Origin of the sequence: Deinococcus proteolyticus MRP (assembly GCF_000190555.1) — a bacterium.
In the GTDB taxonomy this organism is placed as follows: Bacteria; Deinococcota; Deinococci; order Deinococcales; family Deinococcaceae; genus Deinococcus; species Deinococcus proteolyticus.
In genome coordinates this window covers 485,596-509,202 of the sequence record NC_015161.1, presented here as the reverse complement: position 1 = coordinate 509,202, position 23,607 = coordinate 485,596, and the positions used below count along the sequence as shown (strand labels likewise).

The following is a 23,607-nucleotide window of genomic DNA, read 5'->3' as shown; positions in this document are numbered from 1 at the left end:
TGGCCGCTGTCCGAACCGGACGCTCCAGCGCGCAGGGCACAGAGCATTCGGCCAGAAGGTGTCTCCCCTGCGGGCGAAAGCGAGTGCAGCTAGCGGGCCACCTCGGTCGCGCGGCTTTCGCGCACCACGGTCACTTGCACCTGACCGGGGTATTCCATGTCCTGCTCGATACGCCCGGCCACGTCACGGGCCAGCAGCACGGCTCCGGCGTCGCTCACCTGGTCCGGCTGCACAATGACGCGCACCTCGCGGCCCGCCTGAATGGCGTAGGCCTGCTGCACACCGGGGAAGCTCACGGCGATTTCTTCCAGGGCTTCCAGGCGGCGGGTGTAGGCCTCCAGTTCTTCGCGGCGGGCGCCGGGCCGGGCCGCGCTGATGGCATCGGCGGCAGCCACCAGCACCGAATACAGCGTCTCGCCGTTTTCCGGGTCGTGGTGGTGCGCGATGGCGTCGATCACCTCGGTGCCCTCGCCGAAGCGCGTGCCCAGACTGACGCCGATATCTACGTGGGTGCCTTCGACTTCCCGGTCAATACTCTTGCCGATGTCGTGCAGCAGCCCACAGCGGCGGGCCAAGGCTGCGTCCAGCCCCAGCTCGCCCGCCATGATGCCGGTCAGGTGCGCCACCTGAATAGAGTGCTTGAGCACGTTCTGGCCGTAGCTGGAGCGGAAATACATCCGGCCCAGCAGCTGCAGCAGCCCCGGCTTGAGGCCCACCACGCCCGCCTCAATCGCGGCTTCCTCACCCTGGGTATGAATAAAGGTGCGCATGTCTTCCTGAGCGCGGCCGACCATCTCCTCGATGCGGGTGGGATGAATGCGGCCGTCTTCCAGCAGGGACTGCAGCACGTGCCGGGCCACCTCGCGGCGAACCGGGTTAAAGCTGCTGAGCATCACCGCTTCGGGGGTGTCGTCGATAATCAGGTCCACGCCGGTCAGCGCTTCGAAGGCGCGGATGTTGCGGCCCTCGCGGCCAATCAGGCGGCCCTTCATGGCGTCGCTGGGAATCGGCACCACGCTGACCGAGAGCTGCGCACTGGTTTCCGACGCGCTGCGCTGAATCGCCTGGGCAATCAGGCTGCGGGCCTGCCGGGCGATTTCTTTGCTGCTCAGGTCGCCGGCCGTGCGGATGCGGGCCGCTTTTTCCTCTTCCAGCTCGGCGTCCAGGGCGTCCAGAATGCGGGCGCGGGCTTCTTCGCGGCTCAGGGCAGCCACTTCCTGCAAGCGGGCGTCTGCAGCGGCGGCGCGGGCCTGCAGTTCCTCCGCCTGGGCGGCCAGGTCACGGCCCTGCTTCTCCAGGCGCTCTTCCAGGGCGTCCAGGCGCTCGCCGCGCACGTCCAGCTGCTCGGCGCGGCGGCTTTGGCGCTCCAGCTCGCGGTTCATGGCATCGCGCTCGGCGCGGTACTCCTGGCGGTCGGCACTGAGGTGCTCGCGCTCCTGGGCCATTTCGGCCTTGAGGGCCTGGCGCTCGGCTTCCAGGCGCTCGCGGTCCTGCTCCAGCTGAAGGCGCTCGGCGCTGACGGTGCCCTGCAGGGCCTGAACCTGCAGGTGCTGCTCGGTCAGCTGGCTGCGGCGGTCCTCCAGCTGCTGGCGCTGCTCGCGCAGGTTCTGGGCCACCTCGGCGCGGTGTTCCTCGGCGGTTTCACGGGCCTGAGCCAGCAGCCGGTCGGCCTGCGCCTGAGCCTGGGCCAAGGCCGCTGCCTGAGCCGCCTGCGTCTCGCTGCGGGCCTGCTCACGCAGCGCCAGGGCGTCGGCTTCGGCCTCGCGGCGAATGGTATCGGCCCGCTCCAGGGCCTGCTGTTCGTGCTGTTGCTCTAGGCGCTCACGCTGCTGTGCGCCCAGTGTCCGCCCGGCCCAGAAGGCGGCGGCGACTGCCAACAGAGCCAGGATGACATATAAGGCGGTCAAATAAGGCTCCTTCCTGTATGTGAAAAGGGTTGTGGTTAGAGAACGTCCCCAGGAGGGGGGGCCAGATGGGCAGGCCCCGGCCAGCTTTGGCGACGGAGTTGATTCCTGAATGAGCACCTGACGGTTCTATGAAGGTCCTCCGGCCCAGTGTAGCCCTTCCGGCCCAGGCCCGGGCTCCCACTTCAGGCGGGGTGATAAACTGGCATGTTTAGCCTTCCGGGCAAACCTGCCCTGCCCACTACGCCCCGGACAGAAACCTTCCTTTCGGCGGCCTGCATGCCCGGCCCTGCCTCCCACCCCAAAGGAGTTCCGTTTTGCCGCGTTCCACCTCCAACCGCCCTGCCCCCCGCACCGACAGCGCCGCGACCAAAAGAAGCCGCACCGGCTCGGTCCGCCCACCCGCTGCGCCGGCCGCGCACGCCTCCAACCTGATTGTGCGCGGCGCCCGCGAGCACAACCTCAAGGACATCACGGTGGAGCTGCCGCGTGACCAGTTCATCGTGATTACCGGAGTGTCGGGGTCGGGCAAAAGCACGCTGGCCTTCGACACCATCTACGCCGAGGGCCAGCGCCGCTACGTCGAATCCCTGAGCGCCTACGCCCGGCAGTTCCTGGGGCTGATGGAAAAGCCGGACGTGGAGTCCATCGAGGGCCTCTCCCCTGCCATCTCGATTGACCAGAAGACCACCTCGCACAACCCCAGAAGTACGGTGGGCACCGTCACCGAGATTCACGACTACCTGCGGCTGCTGTACGCCCGCGTGGGCACGCCCTACTGCCCTGTCTGCGGGCGCAAAATCGAGCGCCAGAGCCCCAGCGAAATCACGGGCCGCCTGCTGGAAGGCTACACCGATGCCCGCGCCATTCTGCTGGCTCCGGTGGTGCGCGGCCGCAAGGGCGAGTACCGCAAGCTGTTCGGGGACCTGCGCCGCGAGGGCTTTGCCCGCGTGCGGGTGGACGGCGTGCTGTACGAGCTGGAAGAAGCCGAGAAGCTGAAGCTGGAAAAGTTCGAGAAGCACGACGTAGACGTGGTGATTGACCGCCTCAAGCTGCGCGAGGAAGACCGCAGCCGCATCGCGGAAAGTGTGGAACTGGGCCTGCGCCGGGGTGAGGGCCTGCTGCGGGTCATGCTGCCCGACCAGGGCGCCGAAGAACTGTACTCCGAGAAATTCGCCTGCCCCGAACACGGCAGCGTGCTGGAAGAGCTGGAGCCGCGCTCGTTCTCCTTCAACAACCCTTACGGCGCCTGCGGCGACTGCTCGGGCCTGGGCTTCAAGCAGAAGTTCTCGCCCGAGCGGGTGATTGACCCGGGCCTTTCCATCGCGGGCGGGGCCATCCTGCCCTGGTCCAAGAAGGGCTCGACCGGCGGGATTTATTACTGGGACAAGCTGCGCGCACTTTCCGAGCACCTGGAATTCGACCTGAAAGCCGCCTGGCGCGACCTGCCGCAGAAGGTGCAGGACATCATCCTGAACGGGATAGACGAACCGTTCGAGGTGGTGTACCGCCGGGGCGGCAAGGAAACCATGCGCTTTATGACCGAGTACGAGGGCGTGCTGCCCAACCTGGAGCGCCGCTACCTCGACACCGAGTCCGAGTACATGCGCGAGAAGCTGGAAGAAATGATGGAGCTGCAGCCCTGCCCCACCTGCGGCGGCACCCGCTACCGGCCCGAAATCCTGGCGGTGCGGGTGGGCGGCCTGAACATCGCGCAGGTGAGCAGCATGAGCGTGCTGGACGCCGACGGCTTTTTCAGCCGGCTGGCCGACAACGCCGTGACCCGCGACGATGTCCTGCCCTTCCTAAAAGACCACCTGGGCGGCACCGCGCAGGCGGCCCTGCCCGAGCGCGGCGACTACCGCCTGAACGAGTTCGGCGCAGCGGTGGCCGCTCCCATCCAGAAAGCCATCCGCACCCGGCTGAAGTTCCTGGTGGATGTGGGGCTGGATTACCTGTCGCTGGACCGCACCGCCAACACCCTGTCGGGCGGCGAGGCGCAGCGCATTCGCCTGGCGACCCAGGTGGGCAGCGGGCTGACCGGCGTGCTGTACGTGCTGGACGAACCCTCCATTGGCCTGCACCCCAAAGACAACGGCCGCCTGATCGGCACCCTCAAGAACCTGCGCGACCTAGGCAACACCCTGCTGGTGGTGGAGCACGACGAAGACACCATGCTGGAAGCCGATTACCTGGTGGACATGGGCCCCGGCGCAGGCGTCCACGGCGGCGAGGTGGTCGCGGCCGGCACCCCCGCGGAGGTGCGCGACGACCCTGTCAGCCTGACCGGGCGCTACCTGCGCGGGGAGATAGAAATTCCGGTGCCGGACAAACGCCGCCGGGGCAACGGCAAACGTCTGCGGGTGTTCGGGGCCACCGAGCACAACCTGAGGAACGTGGACATCGAGATTCCGCTGGGCACCATGACGGTGGTCACCGGCCCCAGCGGTTCGGGCAAAAGCACCCTGATTCACGACATCCTGCACGCCACGCTGGCCCGCGACCTGAACGGCGCCAAGACCAGCCCCGGCAAATACAACCGCATGGAAGGGCTGGAGCACCTCGACAAGGTCATCGAGATTGACCAGTCCCCGATTGGACGCACGCCGCGCTCCAACCCGGCCACCTACACGGGTGTGTTCACCGAAATCCGTGACCTGTTCACCCGCACTCCCGAAGCCCGCCGCCGCGGGTATCAGGCGGGGCGCTTCTCCTTCAACGTGAAGGGCGGGCGCTGCGAGAACTGCAAGGGCGACGGCGTCATGAAAATCGAGATGAACTTCCTGCCCGACATCTACGTGCCGTGCGAGGTATGCAAAGGGGCACGCTACAACCGCGAAACGCTGGAAGTCAAATACGACGACAGGACCATTGCCGACGTGCTGAACATGACGGTAGAAGACGCCTGCGCGTTTTTCGAGAGCATTCCGGCCATCGCCGGCAAGCTGCGGCTGCTGCTGGACGTAGGCCTGGGCTATATGCGTATCGGGCAGCCCAGCACCACGCTCTCGGGCGGGGAAGCGCAGCGTATCAAGCTGGCGACCGAACTGGCCAAACGGGCGACCGGCAAGACCATCTATATCCTGGACGAGCCCACTACCGGCCTGCACTTCGAGGACGTGCGCCGGCTGATGCTGGTGCTGGAAAAACTGGTGGAGGGCGGCAACACCCTGGTCATCATCGAACACAACCTGGACGTGATGAAGTCAGCCGACCACATCATTGACCTGGGCCCCGAAGGCGGCGTGCGCGGCGGCACGGTGGTCACCACCGGCACTCCCGAAGAAGTGGCCGCGCACCCCACCAGCTACACTGGGGAGTACCTGCGGGCGGTCCGTGGCCTGGTCCCGGCCTCGCAGCCGCAGGAGAAAACAGCACATACTGAAGGCGAAGCGGAATCAGGCAGCGACGAAGCGCAGGCCGCGAAACCTGCCCGCAAGTCCCGTAAGGCAGCCGGGACCAGCAAGACCCGGAAAGCCGCACAGAGCGAAGCGGCCGGGACCGAAGCTGCCTCCGAGGCGGCTGCACCGGCCCGTAGCCCCCGCGCCCCACGCAAGGCCGCCGGTCAGAAAGGCAAGGCATGAGTCACAGAGAACAGCCCAACCCAGAGCCCCAACAGGGGGCGGCTCCCAACTCCACCGGAACCGGCACCAGCGACCCCCGCCTCAGCAGCGCCCCGCAGGCAGCTGCCCGCCCTGCCTGGGCAGAGCCGGCCGGGGTAAGTCCCGTGGAGGAGCCCGCAGCCCCTCAGCATGACCCCAGCGCTGTCAGTGAAACGGTGGTCACGGCTGTACCGGAGGTGACCGTACGCCAAGTCGCAGCGGATACGGTCACGGAAGATATGGTCACGGACCATGCGGTGACGCAGGCCGAGCCGGTGCCGACGGCCGACGGGCGCCCACTGGGCCGCGCGGCTGACGAAGCGGTGGTGGCCCCGGCAGTGCAGCGCACGGTGCCCCAGGGTTCGCCCCAGGAACGCCTGCGCCGGCAGAACTGGCTGGGCCTGGGCAGCCGCATGGTCGGCGGCCTGGTCACGCTGGGTGTGCTGCTGGCTGCGCTGGGCAGCGGCTGGAGCTGGAGCAGCGTGCTGTTCGTGTGGGTGCTGCTGACCATCCTGGCCGACGAGTTCGGGGGCTGGTTCGGATACATCGCCACGTTTATGGGCCTCCTCACCCTACTGCTGGGCAACCAGCCAGCCGAGGTCTGGAATGTGGTGCTGCCGCTGGTGGGCGGCGCCTTGCTCGCGCTGCTGGTGGTCAAGCACTCCGGCGGCTGGGGCGTGCTGCCTTTTGCCGGGGCCGTGTTCGCCCTGCCGATTATCGCGGCGGCGCAGTACGGGCACCTGCTGGACGAGAACCTGCTGCTGGTGGCCGACCCGGACCTGGGGCGCAGCGCCATTCTGGCCATGCTGGTGGGTCTGGGCATCAGCCTGGTGCGGCAGTTCATCCTGTGGCTGGTCGACCTGGGCCGCCGCCGCACCGAGCGCCGGTTGCTGCGCGCCGACCAGGTGCCGGTCCGCCAGGCCTGAGCCTGCGCCTGCACCCACTTGGCCGGGAGCGCCGCCGTGTGCAGCGCTCCTTTTGCTATTTTTCCCGCTCCGGACGCCTCTGTGCAGCGGGACTCTTGCTTTAACCCCTGCCGTGTAGAATTGGCGTCAACTATGACCAAACTGCAGGGAAACCGAAGCAACAATATGCCGCTGATCATCGGCACCCTTATCGCTGCAGCGCTGATTGCCCTGGCGCTGTTCGCCGGACGCGGCAAAAGCGGTGAACAGGCGAGCACTGCCAGTGGCGCAGCAGCCAGCGCGAAGTTCGACCTCTCCAACAAGCCGGTGGTGGGCGACGCCTCCGCACCGGTCGAAATGATCGTGGTCGAAGACTTCAAGTGCCCGGCCTGCAAGCAGTTCGAAGCCACGGTCTTTCCTAAAGTCGAAAACGAGTATGTCAGCACTGGCAAGGTCAAGGTGTACTCGGTGGCTTGGCCTTTCCTGGCCGAAGTGGCCAAGCTGGACGAGGACGACTCCAAGTATGCCGCGCAGGCGGGCGAGTGCGCCTATGAGCACGGCGGCGCAGAGGCATTCAGCGCCTACAAGACGATTCTGTTCCGCGCACAGGAGGATGAAAGCAAAGTCTGGGCCACCAAGGCCCGCCTCAAGGAGCTGGCAGCCAATGTCTCCGGCATTGACCAGACGGCTTTTGCCAGCTGCCTGGACAACGACGAAACCCTGGCCCGCGTAGAAGCCAACGAGGAAGAAGTCGAAGCCAGCGGCGTCACCGGTACGCCTACCGTATTTATCGGCGGCAAAAAGGTCGAGAACCCCGGCGACTACGGCCAGCTGAAGAGTGCCATCGACGCTGCCCTGGCGAACTGATGCCCGCACAGCCAACCGTATGAACCGCTCAACCCGTCTCTATCTGGCCTGGGTGGTGGCTTTGGTCGCCACGCTGGGCAGCCTGTACCTCAGCGAAGTGCTGGGCTACCGGCCCTGCAAACTGTGCTGGTATCAGCGCATCGCCATGTACCCACTGGCCTTGATGCTGGGCATCGCCGCTTTCCGGGACGACCTGCGCGTGCGGCTGTATGCCGCTGCGCTCGCCCTGATCGGTGCCATCACCGCCCTGGTTCAGAATGCCGAAATCTGGGGCTGGATTCCCACGCTCAAATCCTGCTCTATAGACGCTGGACAGGAGCCCTGCACCACCATCTGGCCCCTGTGGTCCACCCTCTTCGGTGAGGGTGCGTCGGCGCTCAACTCCATTCTGACCATTCCGGTGCTCAGCATGATTGCCTTCAGCCTGATTCTGGCGCTACTGGCCTGGCCCCGCATGCGTCCGGAAGAGCAGGCCCAGGCCACCTATACTGAGCCGCATGACCGCGTCTGAACCGCCCGTGACTGCCGCGCCCGGCCATGACCGGCTGAGCACGGCGCAGCTGGAACATCTGGCCTTTTTGGCCCGGCTGGAGTTGAAGCCCCACGAGGAAGAAGCCATCCGGGAAGAGCTGAATGGGCTGCTGGGTTACTTCCAGCAGTTGCAGGCGGTAGACACGGAAGGCGTGGACCCGCTGCAGCGCCCGCTCCCGCTGTCCGGCCAGCTGCGGGCGGATATAGCCGGCGAACCACTGCCCCAGGCCGAGGTGCTGGCTCTGGCGCCGGCAGCGGCGGGCGGCTTCGTGCGGCTGCCGCGTACCCTGGATACCGACTGACCCCGACCGGCCGCATGCCAACCACCAGGGCCGGCCCGCCGGAAGAACAGCTCCCAGCGGCAGCCGGAGGCCTATTCGCCCTTCTGCCCGTCCCTTTCCCGCTTTCCCCGCAAGGAGCCCCATGCAAGACATCCGCTTTATCCGCGAGAACCCTGACACCGTCCGCAAGGCGATTGCCGACAAATTCGTGTCGCTGGACCTGGACGCAGTGCTGGCCGCCGACCGCGCCGTGCTGGAACTGCGCCAGCAGGTGGAAACTCTGCAAGCCGAGCGCAACGCCAACGCCAAACTGGTCCCCAAGGCCAGCGCCGAAGAACGCCCCGCCCTGATTGAAAAGGGCAAGGCACTGGGCGCCCAGCTGGCCGAGCTTGAGCCCCAGCTGCGTGAACAGGAAGAGGCGCTGCGCTCCTTGCTGCTGCGGGTGCCCAACGTGCCCCACGGGTCGGCCCCGGTCGGCCCCAGCGACGACGACAACGTAGAACTGCGCCGCGAGGGCCAGCTGCCCACCTTCAAATTTCAGCCGCTGGACCACGTGGACCTGCTGGAATTGCAGGGCTGGTCCGATCCCGAGCGGGTGGCCCGCGTGTCGGGCAGCCGCTCGTACCTGCTGAAGGGCGAAGCGGCCCGGCTGGAAATGGCGATTTTGACCTTCGCGCTGGACTTCCTGGCCGAGCGCGGCTTGGAGATGCTCAGCACCACCGCGTTGGTGCGCCCCGAAACCCTGACCGCCACCGGCCATTTCCCCGGCGGCGAGGACCAGGTGTATCGCCTGGAGGACGAGGAGCTGATGCTGGCCGGCACCAGCGAGGTGCCGATCAACTCCCTGTACGCCGGCGAAATCCTGGCCGAGAGCGACCTGCCGCTGGCCTTCGCGGGCTTCAGCGCCGCGTTCCGCTCCGAAGCAGGCAGTGCCGGGCGTGACGTGCGCGGCCTGATTCGGGTCCACGAGTTCCGCAAGGTGGAGCAGTACGTGATTTGCCGGCCCGAAGACGGCATGGCCTGGTTCGAGAAACTGCTGGCCAACGCCGAGGGTATCTTGCAGGCGCTGGAGTTGCCCTACCGGGTGGTGCAGAACTCTACCGGCGACATGGGCCTGGGCAAGCACCTGATGATGGACATCGAAACCTGGGTGCCCAGCGAGGAAAAGTACCGCGAAACCCACTCCTGCTCGTACCTGACCGACTGGCAGGCCCGCCGCACCGGCCTGCGCTTCAAGGGCGCGGACGGCAAGCCTCAGTTTGCCCATACCCTCAACAACACCGGCATCGCCAGCCCGCGCATTCTGGTGCCGTTCCTGGAAAACCACCAGCAGGCCGACGGCACGGTGCGGATTCCGGCAGCGCTGCAACCCTATCTGGGCGGCAAAGCGGTGATTGGGCAGCCCCGGCGCTAAGCCAAGGCCCGTTCAGGCCGCGTCACTTTCCAATCAAACCTCTGCACTACCTTGCGGGCATGAGACAACTCGTGCCCGTTTTGGCTTTGGCTGCGCTTGGCTCCGCCGCTGCCGGGGGCGCACCTACCAGCTGGCTGGGGCAAAAGGTAGACCCCGCCGGAACCACTTTTTGCCGTACCTACGGCTGCAAGCTGGTAGAAGTGATACAAAACGGCGAAAGCACGCTGGGCTGGCACGACGGCACCCAGCGCAGCTACCGCCTCAGGGGCGGCAGCCGCATGGAAGTGGAAGTGCGCCTACAGGGCTGGATCAGCAACGCCCGGCTGCTGACCGAACCGCAACCGCAAAAAAATGGCACCTTTGCCATGCACCCGGCCCACTACCCGCTGGCGGCCGAGTTCCTGAGTGCCGTGACCGGCCGCCGCTTCAGCGCCGAGAAGATCGCCGCCTGTGAGCGGGCAGGGGTGGCGCTGAACAGCGTGGATGCTTACGGTCCCACCGCGCCGCTCTCGCACTGGACCACGCCGGGCAGCCTACAGCACAAGGCCCGCTGCGGCATCAACAGCCAGGTAGGCGTCTGGGCTGGCTGGATGCAGCAGTGAACTAGACTGCCCCTATGACTGCACCTAAGCCCCTCCAAGATCCCGCCGTGCTGCGCCAGTTTGGCACTGGCCCAGCCGAAGTGCAGGCCGCCCTGCATGCTCAGCTGGACGCCCTCGAGGCCGAGCTGCGTGCCCACGAAAGCGATTGGAGCGCCACCCAACCGGGCCGCGAGTGGTCGCCCGCCCAGGAAGCCGAGCACGTGGTCAAAATCAATACCGGCATTACCCGGCTGCTGGCGCTGCTGCTCTCGGACCGCGAATTGCACCCCATGCCCCAGACCCCCGGCGTGCTGAAAGGCGGCAAGCGTCAGGCCCCCGCCCACAGCCTGCCGAGTGAAACCGGCTTGCCTTGGGCGGGCTGGGAAACGGTATGGAGCGAACACCGCACGGCACTGGAAGCTGTGGCGGCCAATGTCCGCGAGACGCCCGGCCGCACGGCCTGGCATCCCTATTTCGGGGAGCTGGACGCCCTCAACTGGCTGCGGATGGTTGCCGCGCACCTGCACAACCACCGCGAACTGCTGGAGCGCAGCCGCACGCAATAACCCGGGGGAGCCGGTCAGGGCCGCCCTGGCAGCTGGCCCGCGTCTACCAGTACGTCCAGGGCGCCGTCGGCAGCGGCGGTGACTTGCAGCCCCTGTCCGGTCACGCGCAGGTCGTCCAGCCGCAGCTCGCCCACGTCGCCGCGCAGGCGCAGGCCCGGCAGCGGCGAGTAGGGCAGCCGGGCCGCCAGTGAGTCTTCCAGTCCGTCCAGGCGCGGCCCCAGGTCAAAGCGGGCGCTGCGGGCCAGATATTCTTCCAGCCGGGCGTCAGCCAGCAGGCCCAGCAGGCGGCTGCTCAGCCCCTCGTCGCGGGTCGCCACCTGCACATTTTCCAGGGTCACCGTCCGCCCACCAGGCCGCAGCCAGGGCCGCCCACTGATGTCCGCCGTCACGCTCTGGCGCAGGCCCAGGCCACTCAGGGTCAGCCGAGCGGTCAGGGTCAGGCGCTGCTGGGCCGGCTGTCCGGTAACCTCCAAGCGGTCCAACTGAACCCGTGGGGCCAGGGTCCCGCCGGGCAACCGCAGGGCCAGCAGTTCCCTTTGTGCGGCTGCGGTCGCCAGCGAGGAGAGTTCTGCAAAGGGCAGCAGAATCGGCACCCGCAGGTGCAGTTCGCCGGGTGCAGGCTGGGGGGACGTTTGCAGGGCAGGGAGTGGAGCGCTGGCCGGGCGCACTAGCGGCGGCTGGCCCAGCTCGGCGCGCAAGTAGCCCTCGGCCTGCAGGGTCAGGTGCAGGGCGTCATCCCGCAGGCCCAGCCCCGCCACCGTCAGCGACTGCGGCATGACCTGGGCGTAGGCCGGCCCCACGCCACTCCCTTCCAGCGGCAGCGGCCAGGGCTGGCCCACCTGCCCCCATAGCTGCTCGGCCCGGCTGCGCAGGGCGGCCGACTCGCGCACAGCGCGGGCCACCTCCTGCGTGACCCGCGTGAGCTGCGCCCGCACCGCACTTTCGGCCAGGGCCGCCACGCTCAGGCGGGTGCCCGGCACCAGCTCTACCGCCAGGGGGTCGGTCCAGCGCAGCTCGCCGCTCACCTGCGCTCCCGCTTCCCAGTCGGGCTGAATGTAGGGCTTCACCTTGAGGCGCACGGTGGCCTCGCCGCCAAAATCACGGGTCAGCGTGCTTTCCAGCCGGCCGGCCCAGGACGCCCCGGACAGCTCCGGCCGCACGCTGAAGCGGGCACTGAGCGGCACTTCCAGTTCCAGGGTGTCCGCCGAATCGCTCGGCACGATGCGGATGTCACCTGCGCGGACCACCGCGCCGCGAATATGAATGCCAGCCCGGCCACCCAGCACCCGCTGGTCCTGCTGCACACGCGCAAACTCGCGGGGAATCCGGGCGTTGACCGCCTCCCGGATACCGGACAGCGGCACTGCAACTGGCAGGCTGAGGCTGGAGAGCGGCAGCGGAGCCGCCTGCGTTGGGCTGGCCGGGGGCGGCGGGGTCAGGTCGTCACGGGGAAAGGACACCTTCCACACTACCCCTGCGCCGCCCAGCGCGGCACCCACCAAAAGGACGGCTAAGGTCCGGCGCAGGGTTACTGCCGGCTGGCCCGCCACAGCAGCAGCGCTCCGGCCAGCAGGGCAATCACGTCAGGGCCGAACGCCGCGACCGGCGCGGGCAGGGCACCATTCTCACCCATCACCCGGAACACGCTCCAGGTGGCGTAGTAGGCGAAACTCAGCAGCAGCGCCCACACCAGCCCCAGGTTCAGGCCCGAGCGGAAGGTGTACAGCGCCAGACTGACCGCAAAAAAGGCCAGCGCCAGCGCCGAAAGTGGCTGCGCGAACTTGCGGTACAGCGCCGTAAAGTCGCCCGGCGAGCGGATGCCGCTGTCGCGGTAGCCGTCGGTGCGCTCTTTCAGGGTGCCCAGCGGCAGGTAAAAGGGGTCCAGGCCGCTGCCCCCGTCGAAGCTGGCCTGCACGTCCTGCACCGGCAACTGCCCAGTTTCAAAGTTCAGCACCGTCACCGGCCGCGCCCCCTGATACGACACCCGCTGACCGCCGCGCAGCTCCAGCACGTTGCTGCCTTCTTGCAACACTCCTTCGCGGGCCGTAATCACCTCGCGGGGCGGCAGGCCGGGCTGCATGGTCACGATGCGCAGGTTGCGCAGGGTGCCGTCTTCGCCCACGCTCCCCACGCTGATGGCACGGTCCAGGGCGTCGCGCAGCACCAGGCCGCCGCCCGCCGTCTGCGCCAGGCCGATGACGCGGGGATTGTCCAGCACAATCTGGCGCTGCACACTTTGGGCCTGCACTTTGGCTCGGGTGACCAGCACTTCGTTGATGCCGAACGACAGCAGCGTGACCAGCGCGGCCAGCAGCAGCACCGGCCGGAACAGCGTGGTGCCGGGAATCCCGCCCGAGAGCGCCGCCTTGATTTCGCTGTCGCCGCTCAGGCGCGACAGGCCCAGCAGCGCCGCGAACATCAGCGCCAGCGGCAGCCCGAACGCCATCGCCTCAGGCACGTTCAGCGCCAGCAACTGCGCCACCAGCGCGGGGCTGGCTCCCTTGGCCAGCAGCGGGGCCAGCACGTCCTCCAGGCCCTTGAGCATCAGCAGGACAATGAGGGCACTGAGGGCCGCCACCAGCAGCGGCAGGATTTCCGAGAGCACATAGGTCTCGAAACGCCTCATGACCGGGCGGCGGGACGGTGCGCCCTCGGTGTGCCCCTCCTGCCCGGCCTGCATAGGTGAAATCACCGCAGCCTCCAGGCCAGCGCGGCTGCCAGCACGATAAAGATCAGGTTGGGCAGCCAGGCCACCAGCGCCGGGGTCAGGGCGCCGCCCGCTGCCAACTGCGGCCCCAGCGTCCAGGGCACGTAGTACACCACCACCACCAGCAACACGGCCGCGAAGGCCCAGGCGCGGCCCGGCATCAGCAGGCCCAGCAAGCCTGCCGCCAGCGCGAAAATCACAGCGGTAAACGAATCGGCCGTGCGCCCGGCCAGCTGGTGCTCCAGCGTGCGGCGCTCCGCTCCTTGCAGCGTGGGGTCGGCCAGCTCGGCCCGCAGCTCGGCCCTGCTCAGCTGGTCGGCTTCAGGGCGGGGGGGCGCCAGCGTGTCTTTCTGGACAAAGGTCAGCGGCTCGGCGCTCGGCTGCGGGGTCTCGCCGGGGCGCGTTACCCAGGCGCCAGTCAGCGTCCAGGTCTGAGTGGCCGTATTCCAAGTGCCGCTGTCGGCAGTGATCACCTCGCCTCCGCGCTGCACCATCACGCCGCTGAGCAGGGCCTGCTGCGGCTCTTCACCGCTGGCCACCCGCCCGGCATAAAACAGCGTCTCCCCTTCCGAGTAGGCGTACATTTCCCGCGTGGGCGGCTCGGGGGTCATGCCGTAGATGTCGTACCAGGCGTCGTACCATCGGGCATTGGCCCAGGGCGCCACCCAGCCGGAATTCCAGAAGGTCAGCGCCCCGACCAGCAAAAAAGGCAGCGCCAGCGGCCACACCAGCGACAGGGGCCGCACGCCCGCCGCGTACATCGCCTTGATTTCGCTGTCGCCCTGCATGCGCCCGAACGACAGCAGTACCGCGAACGGCACCGCCAGCACCAGCGAGCGGTTCAGCAAGGTAGGCAGGTTGTAGAGCAGCGTGGACAGCGCCTGCTGCGGCGTGGCGTTGTAGTCCAGAAATGCCCCGGCGGTCAGGCTGAGCACATCGGTCATTTGCAGAACCACGAACAGCAGAAAACCCATCACATACCACTTCAGTACGTCAAGCAGGATGTAACGGGTCAGTCTGGACATGACTTTCAGTTTAGGTGCGTGAGATGAGAAGGCGCTAGAGGACGGCGGGGGCAGAGGGACGCCACTTCATCCCCCCGCATGCCGGTCTCAGTTCTCGTCTTCGTAATACTCGAAGCGGAAGGTGCCGATTTCCACCGTGTCGCCTTCGCGGGCTCCGGCGCGCTTGAGGGCGTTGTTCAGCCCCTGGCGCTTGAACAGGTTCGCCAGGTACTCGGCGGCGTCCTCCAGGTGCCGTGCGAAGCGCACCAGCTTGTCCTCGAAGCCGCCCCCATATACGGTCCAGATGCGCTCGTTTTCCTCGCCCTCGCCGGCTTCTTCTTCGTGGAATTCGATGCGCAGGGGTTCTTCGCGCACGGTTTCATCTTCCACCTCCAGCGAGTGGGTCTGCGCCCACAGCTCACGGCTGGGCAGCAGGTCAAAAATGGTGGCCCGCAGGTCGCCCAGGCCCTGGCCTTCCTTGGCACTCACCGGCAGCACCGCCATGCCGAACTCGGCGGCCAGGTCGTCTTCCACCATCAGGGCGATGTCTTCTTCGACCAGTTCGACCTTGTTCAGCGCAATCAGGGCCGGGGCGTCCAGCAGCTGCGGGTCGTAGGAGCGCAGCTCGGCCATCAGCTGGCGCAGTTCCTCCACCGGGTTCACGGTCACGTCGAGCACGAACACCAGCAAGCGGGTGCGGCTGATGTGGCGCAGGAATTCCAGGCCCTTGCCCTCGCTGGCCCCCTCGATGATGCCGGGAATGTCGGCCAGGGTAAAACGCTCGTCGCCGCCTTCCTGCTCCACCACGCCCAGGTTGGGGCTGAGGGTGGTAAACGGATAATCAGCGATGCCGGGCTTGGCGTTGCTCAGGGCGGCCAGCAGGCTGCTTTTGCCCGCGTTGGGGTAGCCCACCAGGCCCACGTCGGCAATCAGGCGCAGCTCCAGCCGCAGCCGGCGCTTCTGGCCGGGAATGCCCAGCTCGGCGAAGCGGGGGGCCTGCCGGGTCGCACTGACAAAGGTCGAGTTGCCCCGCCCGCCCGCGCCGCCCCGCGCCACCACATGCTGCTGACCGGTTTCGGTCAGGTCAGCCACCACGCGGCCCGTATCACGGTCGAAAGCCGTGGTGCCCACCGGCACGTCAATGTACATGTCCTCGCCGTCGCGGCCCTGGCGCAGGCGGCCTTCGCCGTAGCGGCCATTTTCTGCCTTGAACTTGCGCTTGCCGACCATGCGTTCCAGCGACTCCACGCCTTCGGTGGCCCGCAGAATCACGCTGCCGCCGCGCCCGCCGTGGCCGCCGTCGGGGCCGCCCTTTTCCAGGTACTTCTCGCGGTGAAAGCTCATGGCGCCGTCGCCGCCGTTGCCGGCAGCCACTTCTATTTCCAGGGTATCTCTAAAAGCCATAGGTGCTTCTCCCTCCGGGGAAGTAAAGCAGGTGATGTCAGGCGGCGGTCAACGGTACTGCTCTGCTCCGTTTGTTCCCAGCCGCGGACCATCCCTGCACCCCACATGAAAAAGGAGCCGGCCGGCAGAAGCGGCGCAGCTCCTTACAACGCAGTGGGCGTTTACTCCACGCTGATAAAACGGCCCTTGCCGCCACGGTCGCTGAACACGACCTGTCCGTCCACCAGGGCGAACAGGGTGTGGTCACGGCCCATGCCCACGTTGGGGCCGGCCTTGAACTTGGTGCCGCGCTGACGGACCAGGATGTTGCCGGCCAGCACTTTCTCGCCGCCGAACTTCTTCACGCCCAGGTACTTGGGGTTGCTGTCGCGTCCGTTTTTGGACGAACCTACGCCTTTTTTGTGTGCCATTTCAGAGTCTCCTTAGGGGAAAAATCAGGCCTTGATGCCGGTGATACGGATGGCGGTGTAGCTCTGGCGGTGGCCGGTGCGGCGGCGGTACTGAATACCGCTCTTGTACTTGCGCACGTAGATCTTCTCGCCGCGGCCGTGCTCGACCACTTCGGCGTTCACGGTGTACTTGCCAGCGTCGTCGCCGTAAGCGGTCTGTTCACCGCCCACCAGCACGGGGGTAAAGTCCACTTTGTCACCGGCTTCGCCCTGCAGGCTCTCCACACGGATAACGTCGCCTTCCTGCACGCGGTACTGCTTACCACCGCTCTTGATAATTGCAAACATCTTTATTCCTCCTGCTGCGCTGCCGCTCTGTGCTTCCCAGTCCGCTGATAAATTTCGGTCAGGGTGCCCCCTCCTTCTGACCGCTGGCCTGCAGTAAAGCTAAAGCAGGCGTGGGCACTGGGCAGGGCCGGTAAGTGTCGGGCGCAGGCGTAATAACCCCACGAAAAAGTGGGGCAACCGAAGGGGGATTTTATCATGCGGGCAGGGGCCGGGGCAACCGCACGGAGAAGCCCTCAGCATAGAAGAGGCGGAACCTTGTCCCGCGCCCCCGCGTATAGAAGCGTGATGAGGAATCTGCGGCTGGTCCGGCCACCAGGGACAACCCCCTTCACGGCAGTGGTTCACAGGTTCCCACACCCCGGCAAAGTCCTGCGACCGGCTCCATCCTTTTGCCGATTCGGTCGGCCCACTCCCCAGTCAGGATGAGACGAACTGCCGTACCTGCAGGCCCTGCCTCCCACACCACCCCGGCCAATTCGGCCGCACCCTTCTCAGGAGCCACATGAAACGCCGATCCTCCATAAAAGACAGCGCTGAATTCAGGGACGTCATGGACGCCGCCGAACTCCTGCGCCGTGAACTTACGCAAGCAGGGCACGAGTTCAGGCGCGAGCGGGCACGGGAATGGGCCCGTGAACAGGCTCAGCCGCCCCGCCGGCAGCAGACCCAGGATGTGCCGGTGACGGTGATTCAGACGCCGTCTGTGCAGCCGGTGCCCGCCCAGGAGGAACACCGAACCGGACTGGCCGAGGCTGCCCAGGTTCCGGCCAGCCACCCTGCACCTGTGGGTCAGGTGCGCCAGGGGCTAGAGGTTTACGCTCTGCATGAACTGGACCGGTTCGAACAGGCCATGCAGGGCCTGGCAGTTGACCTGCGCGGCGCGGCGGTGCAGCTTGTCTGGATGCCGGACCAAGCGGACCGCAAAGGCCGGCAGGGTCTCAAGGTCTACCCGGTGGCGCAGTTGGGCGAGCGCACCTACACCCTCAGTCAGGGCAGCGACACTCCGGCAGTGGTGGAAGTCCAGGGCCAGCACCTCCACTTGCTGTGGGAAGGTCAAGCGGTGCGGGTCGGCCCTGTCCACTGGGCGCAGCTGGACCGCTGGCGGGCTTTTGGCGGCGAACCGCTGCGCTGGCTTGGCCGGCTGCGCGGCAACGATTGGAACTGGGTGCTGTGGGTGGCGGTGATGATTGCCGCGTTCAACATCTGGTGGGTGCTGGGCCTGGCCTGGATTTTCGGGTCCGGCTACCTGTTCGGAAATGACGGGGTCAAAGCCTACCGGCAGGGCTACTTTGAAGACCGCACGCCGCCCGACAGCACCAAGGAGCTGCTGTGGCACCTGTCGGGGCAACGTCCGGCGGCCAGCCTGCTGCCCAGCATGCACGGCGTCCCGGACCACCTGCGCCCAGCAACTGCGCCGGCGTCCACGCCGGCACCTGCTGCGCCAGCTTCTGGCCTACAGGTCACTTCCACGCTGCGCGGCCCGGTTCTTGGGCAGCTGCCCGACGACCTCGCCGCAGGCCTGCGGATGGTGCGCGAACGGGTGGCCGACCTCCCGGAAGAGGAGGTTCTGACCGCCGACGGCTACCGCCTGCGCGGCCTGGCCGAGCGCTGCGAGGAAGCGGCGCAGCTGTACCTGCGCCTGCCGGCCGGCAGTGAAGCGGCCGTCACAGCGGCCAGCGAGGTGCGGGCCATGTTGGAGGAGAGCCTGCAAGCCCTGGCCGGCGCCGGGTCACGCACCCAGCAACAGCAGGAGGAGACCCTGCGGGCCATTCAGGACCTGCGGCGCACCAGCGTACCCGTCAGCGACCCGCTGCGGCTGGACTAGGGCGTCTGTTGGCTCCAGACTGGACCGCTTAGAGCTGGACCGCTTAGAGCTGGACCACTCAGGGCTGGGCCCCTTGAGCTGGCTGAGATGGGGCCGCCTGCGGCAGGACGGCGAACGCCCACCCCTTGGCCCCGGCGGGCAGCTCCAGCGGCGGCACTGCGCCTTGCCAGCGGGTCACCAGCAGGTACAGTTCGCCTCCCTCGCCCGCCTGGTCTGGGCTGTGCAGCACCTCAGCACCCAGAAAGCCGGGGAGCGCAGCCCAGGTCCGCGCCTGCGCCTGCAACCCTGCCAGATTTCCCCGCTGCTCGGCAAAGTGGACCCATGCGCCCGGCTGGCCTGCGTCCTGCCCTGCACCCTGATGGTCGCCCTGATTCGCGGCTTGTGTCATGGCCTCAGCCTACGCGCTAGCCTGAGCGGGCATGACCGATGTTTCCGCCGGCCCCGTGCCCACGCCGCCCCTGGATCCCGCTGCACCGCGCCCACTGCATTACGCCCCGCCGCAGGGCTGGACGCGGGTGCTGCTGACGGTGGCCTGGGACGGAAGCGCGTACGGCGGCTGGCAGAGTCAGCCCAACGCCCCCAGCGTGCAGGACACCCTCCACGCGGCACTGAACAGGTTAGGGCTGGAGGCCGCCCGGCCAGTCGCCGCCGGCCGCACCGACGCTGGAGTCCATGCACTGAACATGCCCGCCCATGTGGACCTGCACGCCCCACGCATCCCGCCGGAGCGGCTGGCACTGGCGCTGGCACGGCAACTTCCACGCAGTGTGGCGGTGCTGAGCGCCCAGGCCGCCCCAGCAGGATTTCACGCCCGCTTTTCCTGTACGCAGCGGCGCTACCTGTACCAGATTCTGAACGCCCCGGCACGGCACCCGCTGGAAGAAGGCCGTTCGCTGTGGGTACGCGGCCAGCTGGACCTCAGCGCTATGAATGCCGCTGCCCAGCACCTGATCGGCCTGCACGATTTCGCCGCCTTCGCCACCAAAGAAGACCGCCAGACGGTGCGCGAACTGCAGCGGCTGGCGGTCACGGCGTCCCCCCTGCCCTACGGTCAGCGGGTCACGCTGGCAGTGGTGGGCGAGAGCTTCCTGCGCCACATGGTACGCGGGCTGGTCGGCACCCTGATTGCGGTCGGTCAGGGCAAACTCGCCCCGGAGGCGGTGGCTGAAATCCTGGCAAGTGGTGACCGGCGCCAGGCTGGTATCAACGTGGCCCCGGACGGGCTGTATTTTGCCGGGGCCGGGTACGCTGGGTTTCCGGAGCTGAGTTTGACCGCGCCGCCGCAGCCGCCGGTAGCCCCGTAATCTGCCCCACCCAAAAAAAGCCCCTTCCCTGCCACACGCGGGCAGAAGAAGGGGCAGACCAGCTCCGCTTACTCGTAACCCAGTTCGCGCAGGGCTTCGGGGTCTTCACGCCAGCCGGGGATGACCACCACTTCCAGGCCCAGGAACACTTTGGCGTTCAGCAGGGTTTCCAGCTGCTTGCGGGCCGCCGTACCGATTTCGCGCAGCTGCTTGCCGCCCGCGCCAATCACCATGCCCTTGTGGGCGGCCTTTTCCACCACGATTTCGGCCTCAATACGCTGCAAGCCGTCGTCGCGCTCGGTCCAGCGGTTCACACGGGTCGCCACGGCGTAGGGCAGCTCGTCGCGCAGCTTCATCATGGCCTGTTCGCGCACGATTTCGGCGGCCCACTGTTCGCGGCTCTGGTCAGAGGCGCTGCCCTGGGGGAAGAAGAAGGGGTTTTCAGGCAGCACGTCCAGAATCTGGGCCCGCAGCGCCGTGACCTTGGCGTCGTTCTTCTGGGCGCTCAGGCTGGTCACGGTGGTGTCGGCCTCGCGGCCCTCCAGCAGCGCTTCATACAGGCCGATAGCTTCTTCGGGATACTTGGCGGCGTCCTGCTTGTTGCCGACCAAAAACAGCGGCTTGGGCAGGTCGCGAATCTGCCGGGCCACCAGGCGGTCCTCGTCGGTCGGCGGGTGGCGCAGGTCCACCACCCAAATCATGGCGTCAATGTCCGACAGTGCGGTGGACACTTCGTTGTTCATGTACTTGCCCAGGGCGTCCTTGGGCTTGTGGACACCGGGCGTATCCACGAACACCACCTGATGGGTGCCGTCGCTGAAAATACCGCGCACACCTCGGCGGGTGGTCTGCGGGCGGTGGCTGGTCGGGGCCACCTTGGTGTTCAAAAAGGCGTTGAGCAGCGTGGATTTGCCCACGTTGGGCTTGCCCACAATCGCCACGAACCCGGCGCGGGTGTCACTCGGAGAATCGGGATTCAGACTTGTCATCCCTACATTGTGTCACGGGCAGGCCAAGCAGCTGTGGGAGCTGCACAGAGGCTTTATTTACGCCGGATGGCCGGCTGCCGGCTCATCTACACTGCAGCTTATGACCTACAGCGACCAACCCATCAGTGCCGACGACCGCGCCCGCCTGGACCAGATTTTCATGCAGGTCGTGCTGGACGTGCAGGCCCAGGCCCAGCAGACCCAGCCCCCGCAGGCCGGCAATCTGGCCGCCATGTTCCACAAAGAGCAGGTGAGCGAGGTGCTGCAAGGCTGCGCGATGCTGATCGCCGGCTGGAATCAGGGCCGCATAGAGGGCGCAGGCCTGGGCCGCACGGTCAAGGGCCTGAAGGCACTGGAGCTGCCCGAGCTGGCCGGGCGGGTGGAGAAGCTGCGGAACATTGCCGAGCAAGAGGTCTAAGTGTTGGAGAGTCTAAGCGCCGTATCTCCTCAGACTCTTAGACCTTTCGACCCTTAGACTTCCAGGACTTCCAGACTCCTCAGCAAAAGGCCCTCAGTTTCCCACGCTCACGCCGCTTACCAGGTGTCCCCACCCCCGGCAGGCGGCCACGCGCCGAGGCTCTGGCGCACGCTGATCATCTGCCCGAAGTGGTGCGCGGTGTGCAGGGCAAAGTCGGCCAGCAGCTCGCCCACCGTTTCGTCGTGGTTGACGGGGCTGGAGAGATCAGGCCGCGCCGCGTGGGCATCAACGCGTGAGAGCAGGTCGTAGAACTCGGTCTTGACGGCGGGCCACTCGTCCGGGGTCACCTCGCGCCAGGTGTCGGCGGCGTGCTCGGGGTAGGGCATGCTCTGACCGCTTTCCAAGATGTCCAGCATCCAGCGGTTCCACCAGTTCACATGCGCCAGCAGCGCGGCCACCGAGTGCGGCAGGCGCTCAGGCTGCTGCGTGGCCTGCTCGGGGGTCAGGTCGGAAATGATTTCCTCGACGCTCAGAAATGCCTGCCCGCCCCGGAACAGCTTGGGCAGCAAGCGGGCAAAGGCCAGCGTGGAGGCCTGGGCGCGGAGGTCGGCCGTAGGGGTGTCGGCTGCGGTCATGCGGCCAGTGTACCCCGCAGCCGACACAGCAAAACCGCCCACCACAGGGGTGAGCGGCAATCGCAGAAACAGGCTTACTTGCCGTTCAGAGCGTCGCTGATCTGGTCCTTGGCCTTGTCAAAGGAAGAGCGGGCGTCGACGTTGTTCGCCTCGGCGCGGGCGCGGTCAGCGCCTTCGTGCAGCTTGTCGGCGGCGTTGTCCAGCAGGTTACCGTCCCGGCTGGCCACATTGTGACCAGCGGCGCTGGCACGGTCCACCCCTTCGTTGATTTTGGCGGCGGCCGCGTCGGCCAGGTTCTCCAAAACGTTTTTGTCTTCACTCATGTTTTCAGACCTCCTTGTCTTGAGATGCCTTCAGTGTGCGCCGAGTAGAGGGGCAGCCCCCTAAGAAATCACCCAAACCACCTTGAGACTTGCCCACAGCGCACAGCGGTGGCCAAGCCCCGTGAGTATTCACCGTGAATATCCAGCCACCACGGCTGGACACCACTTCACTGGATATGCTTTACCGGATATGCAGCTGCGCTTACCACCGTGGTGACAGCCCTGGAGCGCGGACACACGCTAAACTGAGCATCATGGAAAGTAAAATCAAGGTTCCAGGGCAGGGCGAAAAAATCACCATGCAGGGTGAAACCCTCAATGTTCCTAGCCACCCCATCATCCCCTTCGTGGAGGGTGACGGCACCGGCCGCGACATCTGGCGCGCCAGCGTGCGCGTGCTGGACGCAGCCGTGGAAAAAGCCTACGGCGGCGAGAAGAAAATCGAGTGGATGGAAGTCTACGCTGGCGAGAAAGCCAACGAGGTGTACGGCGAAGCCATCTGGCTGCCTGACGAAACCGTGCAGGCGTTCAAGGACTACCTGGTGGGCATCAAGGGCCCGCTGACCACCCCCGTCGGCGGCGGCATCCGCTCCATCAACGTGGCGCTGCGCCAGGAGCTGGACCTGTACGCCTGCGTACGCCCCGTGCAGTACTTCCAGGGCGTGCCCAGCCCCGTGAAGCGCCCCGAAGACATCGACATGGTGATTTTCCGCGAGAACACCGAAGACATCTACGCGGGGATCGAGTTCAAAGACGGTACCCCCGAGCGTGACCGCCTGCGCGACTTCCTGATGAACGAACTGGGCGTGAACAAAATCCGCTTCCCCGACACCACCGGCCTTGGCGTGAAGACCGTGTCCAAGGAAGGCACCGAGCGTCTGGTGCGCGCCGCCATTCAGTACGCCATTGACAATGGCCGCAAGAGCGTGGCGTTGGTCCACAAGGGCAACATCATGAAGTTCACCGAAGGCTCCTTCCGTGACTGGGGCTACGACCTCGCCAAGCGCGAATTCGGCGGCAAGGAAATCGACGGCGGCCCCTGGCTGGAACTGCCGAACGGCATCGTCATCAAGGACGTGATTGCCGACAACTTCCTGCAGCAAATCCTGCTGCGCCCCACCGACTACGACGTGGTCGCCACCCTGAACCTGAACGGCGACTACCTCTCCGACGCGCTGGCCGCGCAGGTGGGCGGTATCGGTATCGCTCCCGGCGCCAACATCAACTACAAGACCGGCCACGCCATCTTCGAAGCGACCCACGGCACCGCGCCCAAGTACGCCGACAAAGATGTCATCAACCCCTCCAGCGTGATTCTCAGCGGCGAAATGATGCTGCGCCACCTCGGCTGGAACGAGGCCGCCGACCTGATTCTGAAGGCGCTGGACAAGACCATTCAGGACAAGACCGTGACCTACGACTTTGCCCGCGACATGGAAGGCGCGACGCAGGTGAAGACCAGCGAGTTCGCCGACAACATCATTGCGAACATGGACTCGGTAAAGTAACGCTGTACGGTCATGCCGTGAAGTAACGCGGCAGCTCTGACCACAGACGGAACCAGAAACAAAAAAGGTAGGCGGCCCTCTGTGCTCGCCTACCTTTTCTCT

23 protein-coding genes are annotated in these 23,607 nt (G+C 66.6%); 12 read left to right on the top strand and 11 right to left on the bottom strand.

Annotated elements, in window-relative coordinates:
- Positions 1 to 89: 89 nt before the first annotated feature.
- The gene (gene rny / locus DEIPR_RS02560; RefSeq protein WP_013614273.1) at positions 90 to 1,907 is read right to left on the bottom strand and encodes a ribonuclease Y; all 1,818 of its coding nucleotides are present in this window, start codon (positions 1,905 to 1,907) and stop codon (positions 90 to 92) included.
- Between the two features lie 434 nt (positions 1,908 to 2,341).
- On the opposite strand from rny, the gene uvrA reads away from it, so the two are divergent.
- The 8 genes from uvrA to DEIPR_RS02520 all read left to right on the top strand — a co-directional run bounded on the left by uvrA (position 2,342) and on the right by DEIPR_RS02520 (position 10,651).
- The gene (uvrA, locus tag DEIPR_RS02555; protein ID WP_245532731.1) at positions 2,342 to 5,488 is read left to right on the top strand and encodes an excinuclease ABC subunit UvrA; all 3,147 of its coding nucleotides are present in this window, start codon (positions 2,342 to 2,344) and stop codon (positions 5,486 to 5,488) included.
- Positions 5,485 to 6,432 (top strand): hypothetical protein, encoded by a 948-nt coding sequence (locus DEIPR_RS02550; protein ID WP_013614271.1) that lies wholly within the window; start codon positions 5,485 to 5,487, stop codon positions 6,430 to 6,432. Before uvrA ends, DEIPR_RS02550 begins: the two co-directional genes overlap by 4 nt.
- Before the next feature lie 132 nt (positions 6,433 to 6,564).
- A complete protein-coding gene (locus tag DEIPR_RS02545; RefSeq protein ID WP_013614270.1) occupies positions 6,565 to 7,278 on the top strand; it encodes a DsbA family protein in 714 nt (237 codons plus the stop codon).
- Positions 7,279 to 7,297: 19 nt separating this feature from the next.
- Complete coding sequence (locus tag DEIPR_RS02540) at positions 7,298 to 7,789, top strand: disulfide bond formation protein B (RefSeq protein ID WP_013614269.1); 492 nt, start codon at positions 7,298 to 7,300, stop codon at positions 7,787 to 7,789.
- Positions 7,776 to 8,111, top strand: a complete 336-nt coding sequence (gene gatC, locus DEIPR_RS02535; RefSeq protein WP_013614268.1) for an Asp-tRNA(Asn)/Glu-tRNA(Gln) amidotransferase subunit GatC — start codon at positions 7,776 to 7,778, stop codon at positions 8,109 to 8,111. The genes DEIPR_RS02540 and gatC overlap by 14 nt, the downstream gene beginning before the upstream one ends.
- 121 nt (positions 8,112 to 8,232) lie before the next feature.
- On the top strand, positions 8,233 to 9,504 hold the full coding sequence (gene serS, locus DEIPR_RS02530) for a serine--tRNA ligase (protein ID WP_013614267.1): 1,272 nt from the start codon (positions 8,233 to 8,235) through the stop codon (positions 9,502 to 9,504).
- Between the two features lie 59 nt (positions 9,505 to 9,563).
- Positions 9,564 to 10,106: a hypothetical protein gene (locus DEIPR_RS02525; RefSeq protein ID WP_013614266.1), complete on the top strand. Its 543-nt coding sequence runs from the start codon at positions 9,564 to 9,566 to the stop codon at positions 10,104 to 10,106.
- Positions 10,107 to 10,120: 14 nt separating this feature from the next.
- Entirely contained in the window at positions 10,121 to 10,651 is a 531-nt protein-coding gene (locus DEIPR_RS02520) for a DinB family protein (RefSeq protein WP_013614265.1), read from the top strand.
- A 14-nt stretch (positions 10,652 to 10,665) separates the two neighbouring features.
- Here DEIPR_RS02520 and DEIPR_RS02515 read toward each other — a convergent pair whose 3' ends face one another.
- From DEIPR_RS02515 to rplU, 6 genes are all read right to left on the bottom strand, one after another.
- Positions 10,666 to 12,111, bottom strand: a complete 1,446-nt coding sequence (locus DEIPR_RS02515; protein ID WP_245532714.1) for a DUF4403 family protein — start codon at positions 12,109 to 12,111, stop codon at positions 10,666 to 10,668.
- A 68-nt stretch (positions 12,112 to 12,179) separates the two neighbouring features.
- The gene (locus DEIPR_RS02510) at positions 12,180 to 13,277 is read right to left on the bottom strand and encodes an LptF/LptG family permease (protein WP_041222283.1); all 1,098 of its coding nucleotides are present in this window, start codon (positions 13,275 to 13,277) and stop codon (positions 12,180 to 12,182) included.
- Positions 13,278 to 13,339: 62 nt separating this feature from the next.
- Positions 13,340 to 14,383: an LptF/LptG family permease gene (locus tag DEIPR_RS02505; protein WP_013614262.1), complete on the bottom strand. Its 1,044-nt coding sequence runs from the start codon at positions 14,381 to 14,383 to the stop codon at positions 13,340 to 13,342.
- A gap of 87 nt (positions 14,384 to 14,470) precedes the next feature.
- Positions 14,471 to 15,766, bottom strand: a complete 1,296-nt coding sequence (gene obgE, locus DEIPR_RS02500) for a GTPase ObgE (RefSeq protein WP_013614261.1) — start codon at positions 15,764 to 15,766, stop codon at positions 14,471 to 14,473.
- A 161-nt stretch (positions 15,767 to 15,927) separates the two neighbouring features.
- On the bottom strand, positions 15,928 to 16,176 hold the full coding sequence (rpmA, locus tag DEIPR_RS02495; protein WP_013614260.1) for a 50S ribosomal protein L27: 249 nt from the start codon (positions 16,174 to 16,176) through the stop codon (positions 15,928 to 15,930).
- Between the two features lie 24 nt (positions 16,177 to 16,200).
- Positions 16,201 to 16,503 (bottom strand): 50S ribosomal protein L21, encoded by a 303-nt coding sequence (gene rplU, locus DEIPR_RS02490; protein ID WP_013614259.1) that lies wholly within the window; start codon positions 16,501 to 16,503, stop codon positions 16,201 to 16,203.
- A 502-nt stretch (positions 16,504 to 17,005) separates the two neighbouring features.
- On the opposite strand from rplU, the gene DEIPR_RS02485 reads away from it, so the two are divergent.
- The gene (locus DEIPR_RS02485) at positions 17,006 to 18,328 is read left to right on the top strand and encodes a hypothetical protein (protein ID WP_013614258.1); all 1,323 of its coding nucleotides are present in this window, start codon (positions 17,006 to 17,008) and stop codon (positions 18,326 to 18,328) included.
- Between the two features lie 58 nt (positions 18,329 to 18,386).
- Here the strand turns inward: DEIPR_RS02485 and DEIPR_RS02480 are convergent, their stop codons facing one another.
- Positions 18,387 to 18,716, bottom strand: coding sequence for a hypothetical protein (locus DEIPR_RS02480; RefSeq protein WP_013614257.1), 330 nt, complete (start codon positions 18,714 to 18,716; stop codon positions 18,387 to 18,389).
- Positions 18,717 to 18,747: 31 nt separating this feature from the next.
- Between DEIPR_RS02480 and truA the strand changes: the two genes are divergently transcribed.
- The gene (gene truA / locus DEIPR_RS02475) at positions 18,748 to 19,632 is read left to right on the top strand and encodes a tRNA pseudouridine(38-40) synthase TruA (protein WP_013614256.1); all 885 of its coding nucleotides are present in this window, start codon (positions 18,748 to 18,750) and stop codon (positions 19,630 to 19,632) included.
- 68 nt (positions 19,633 to 19,700) lie between these two features.
- On the opposite strand, the gene era is transcribed toward truA, so the two are convergent.
- The gene (era, locus tag DEIPR_RS02470; RefSeq protein ID WP_013614255.1) at positions 19,701 to 20,621 is read right to left on the bottom strand and encodes a GTPase Era; all 921 of its coding nucleotides are present in this window, start codon (positions 20,619 to 20,621) and stop codon (positions 19,701 to 19,703) included.
- A gap of 100 nt (positions 20,622 to 20,721) precedes the next feature.
- Here era and DEIPR_RS02465 point away from each other — a divergent pair, with 100 nt between their 5' ends.
- Positions 20,722 to 21,039 carry a hypothetical protein gene (locus tag DEIPR_RS02465; protein ID WP_013614254.1) on the top strand — a complete coding sequence of 106 codons (318 nt, stop codon included), beginning with the start codon at positions 20,722 to 20,724 and terminating at the stop codon, positions 21,037 to 21,039.
- A gap of 116 nt (positions 21,040 to 21,155) precedes the next feature.
- Here the strand turns inward: DEIPR_RS02465 and DEIPR_RS02460 are convergent, their stop codons facing one another.
- A complete protein-coding gene (locus DEIPR_RS02460) occupies positions 21,156 to 21,674 on the bottom strand; it encodes a DinB family protein (RefSeq protein ID WP_013614253.1) in 519 nt (172 codons plus the stop codon).
- Positions 21,675 to 21,748: 74 nt separating this feature from the next.
- Positions 21,749 to 21,997 (bottom strand): hypothetical protein, encoded by a 249-nt coding sequence (locus DEIPR_RS02455; protein WP_013614252.1) that lies wholly within the window; start codon positions 21,995 to 21,997, stop codon positions 21,749 to 21,751.
- A 254-nt stretch (positions 21,998 to 22,251) separates the two neighbouring features.
- Here DEIPR_RS02455 and icd point away from each other — a divergent pair, with 254 nt between their 5' ends.
- Positions 22,252 to 23,505 (top strand): NADP-dependent isocitrate dehydrogenase, encoded by a 1,254-nt coding sequence (icd, locus tag DEIPR_RS02450; protein WP_013614251.1) that lies wholly within the window; start codon positions 22,252 to 22,254, stop codon positions 23,503 to 23,505.
- The last annotated feature ends 102 nt before the right edge of the window (positions 23,506 to 23,607 follow it).

Coding starts and splice junctions, on each gene's coding strand:
- truA (WP_013614256.1), top strand. CDS start 18,748: ATGACCGATGTTTCCGCCGGCCCCGTGCCCACGCCGCCCCTGGATCCC.
- DEIPR_RS02525 (WP_013614266.1), top strand. CDS start 9,564: ATGAGACAACTCGTGCCCGTTTTGGCTTTGGCTGCGCTTGGCTCCGCC.
- DEIPR_RS02540 (WP_013614269.1), top strand. CDS start 7,298: ATGAACCGCTCAACCCGTCTCTATCTGGCCTGGGTGGTGGCTTTGGTC.
- DEIPR_RS02460 (WP_013614253.1), bottom strand. CDS start 21,674: ATGACCGCAGCCGACACCCCTACGGCCGACCTCCGCGCCCAGGCCTCC.
- DEIPR_RS02520 (WP_013614265.1), top strand. CDS start 10,121: ATGACTGCACCTAAGCCCCTCCAAGATCCCGCCGTGCTGCGCCAGTTT.
- serS (WP_013614267.1), top strand. CDS start 8,233: ATGCAAGACATCCGCTTTATCCGCGAGAACCCTGACACCGTCCGCAAG.
- icd (WP_013614251.1), top strand. CDS start 22,252: ATGGAAAGTAAAATCAAGGTTCCAGGGCAGGGCGAAAAAATCACCATG.
- DEIPR_RS02455 (WP_013614252.1), bottom strand. CDS start 21,997: ATGAGTGAAGACAAAAACGTTTTGGAGAACCTGGCCGACGCGGCCGCC.
- DEIPR_RS02550 (WP_013614271.1), top strand. CDS start 5,485: ATGAGTCACAGAGAACAGCCCAACCCAGAGCCCCAACAGGGGGCGGCT.
- rpmA (WP_013614260.1), bottom strand. CDS start 16,176: ATGGCACACAAAAAAGGCGTAGGTTCGTCCAAAAACGGACGCGACAGC.
- gatC (WP_013614268.1), top strand. CDS start 7,776: ATGACCGCGTCTGAACCGCCCGTGACTGCCGCGCCCGGCCATGACCGG.
- rplU (WP_013614259.1), bottom strand. CDS start 16,503: ATGTTTGCAATTATCAAGAGCGGTGGTAAGCAGTACCGCGTGCAGGAA.
- DEIPR_RS02545 (WP_013614270.1), top strand. CDS start 6,565: ATGACCAAACTGCAGGGAAACCGAAGCAACAATATGCCGCTGATCATC.
- DEIPR_RS02465 (WP_013614254.1), top strand. CDS start 20,722: ATGACCTACAGCGACCAACCCATCAGTGCCGACGACCGCGCCCGCCTG.
- DEIPR_RS02505 (WP_013614262.1), bottom strand. CDS start 14,383: ATGTCCAGACTGACCCGTTACATCCTGCTTGACGTACTGAAGTGGTAT.
- DEIPR_RS02485 (WP_013614258.1), top strand. CDS start 17,006: ATGAAACGCCGATCCTCCATAAAAGACAGCGCTGAATTCAGGGACGTC.
- DEIPR_RS02480 (WP_013614257.1), bottom strand. CDS start 18,716: ATGACACAAGCCGCGAATCAGGGCGACCATCAGGGTGCAGGGCAGGAC.
- era (WP_013614255.1), bottom strand. CDS start 20,621: ATGACAAGTCTGAATCCCGATTCTCCGAGTGACACCCGCGCCGGGTTC.
- obgE (WP_013614261.1), bottom strand. CDS start 15,766: ATGGCTTTTAGAGATACCCTGGAAATAGAAGTGGCTGCCGGCAACGGC.
- DEIPR_RS02510 (WP_041222283.1), bottom strand. CDS start 13,277: ATGAGGCGTTTCGAGACCTATGTGCTCTCGGAAATCCTGCCGCTGCTG.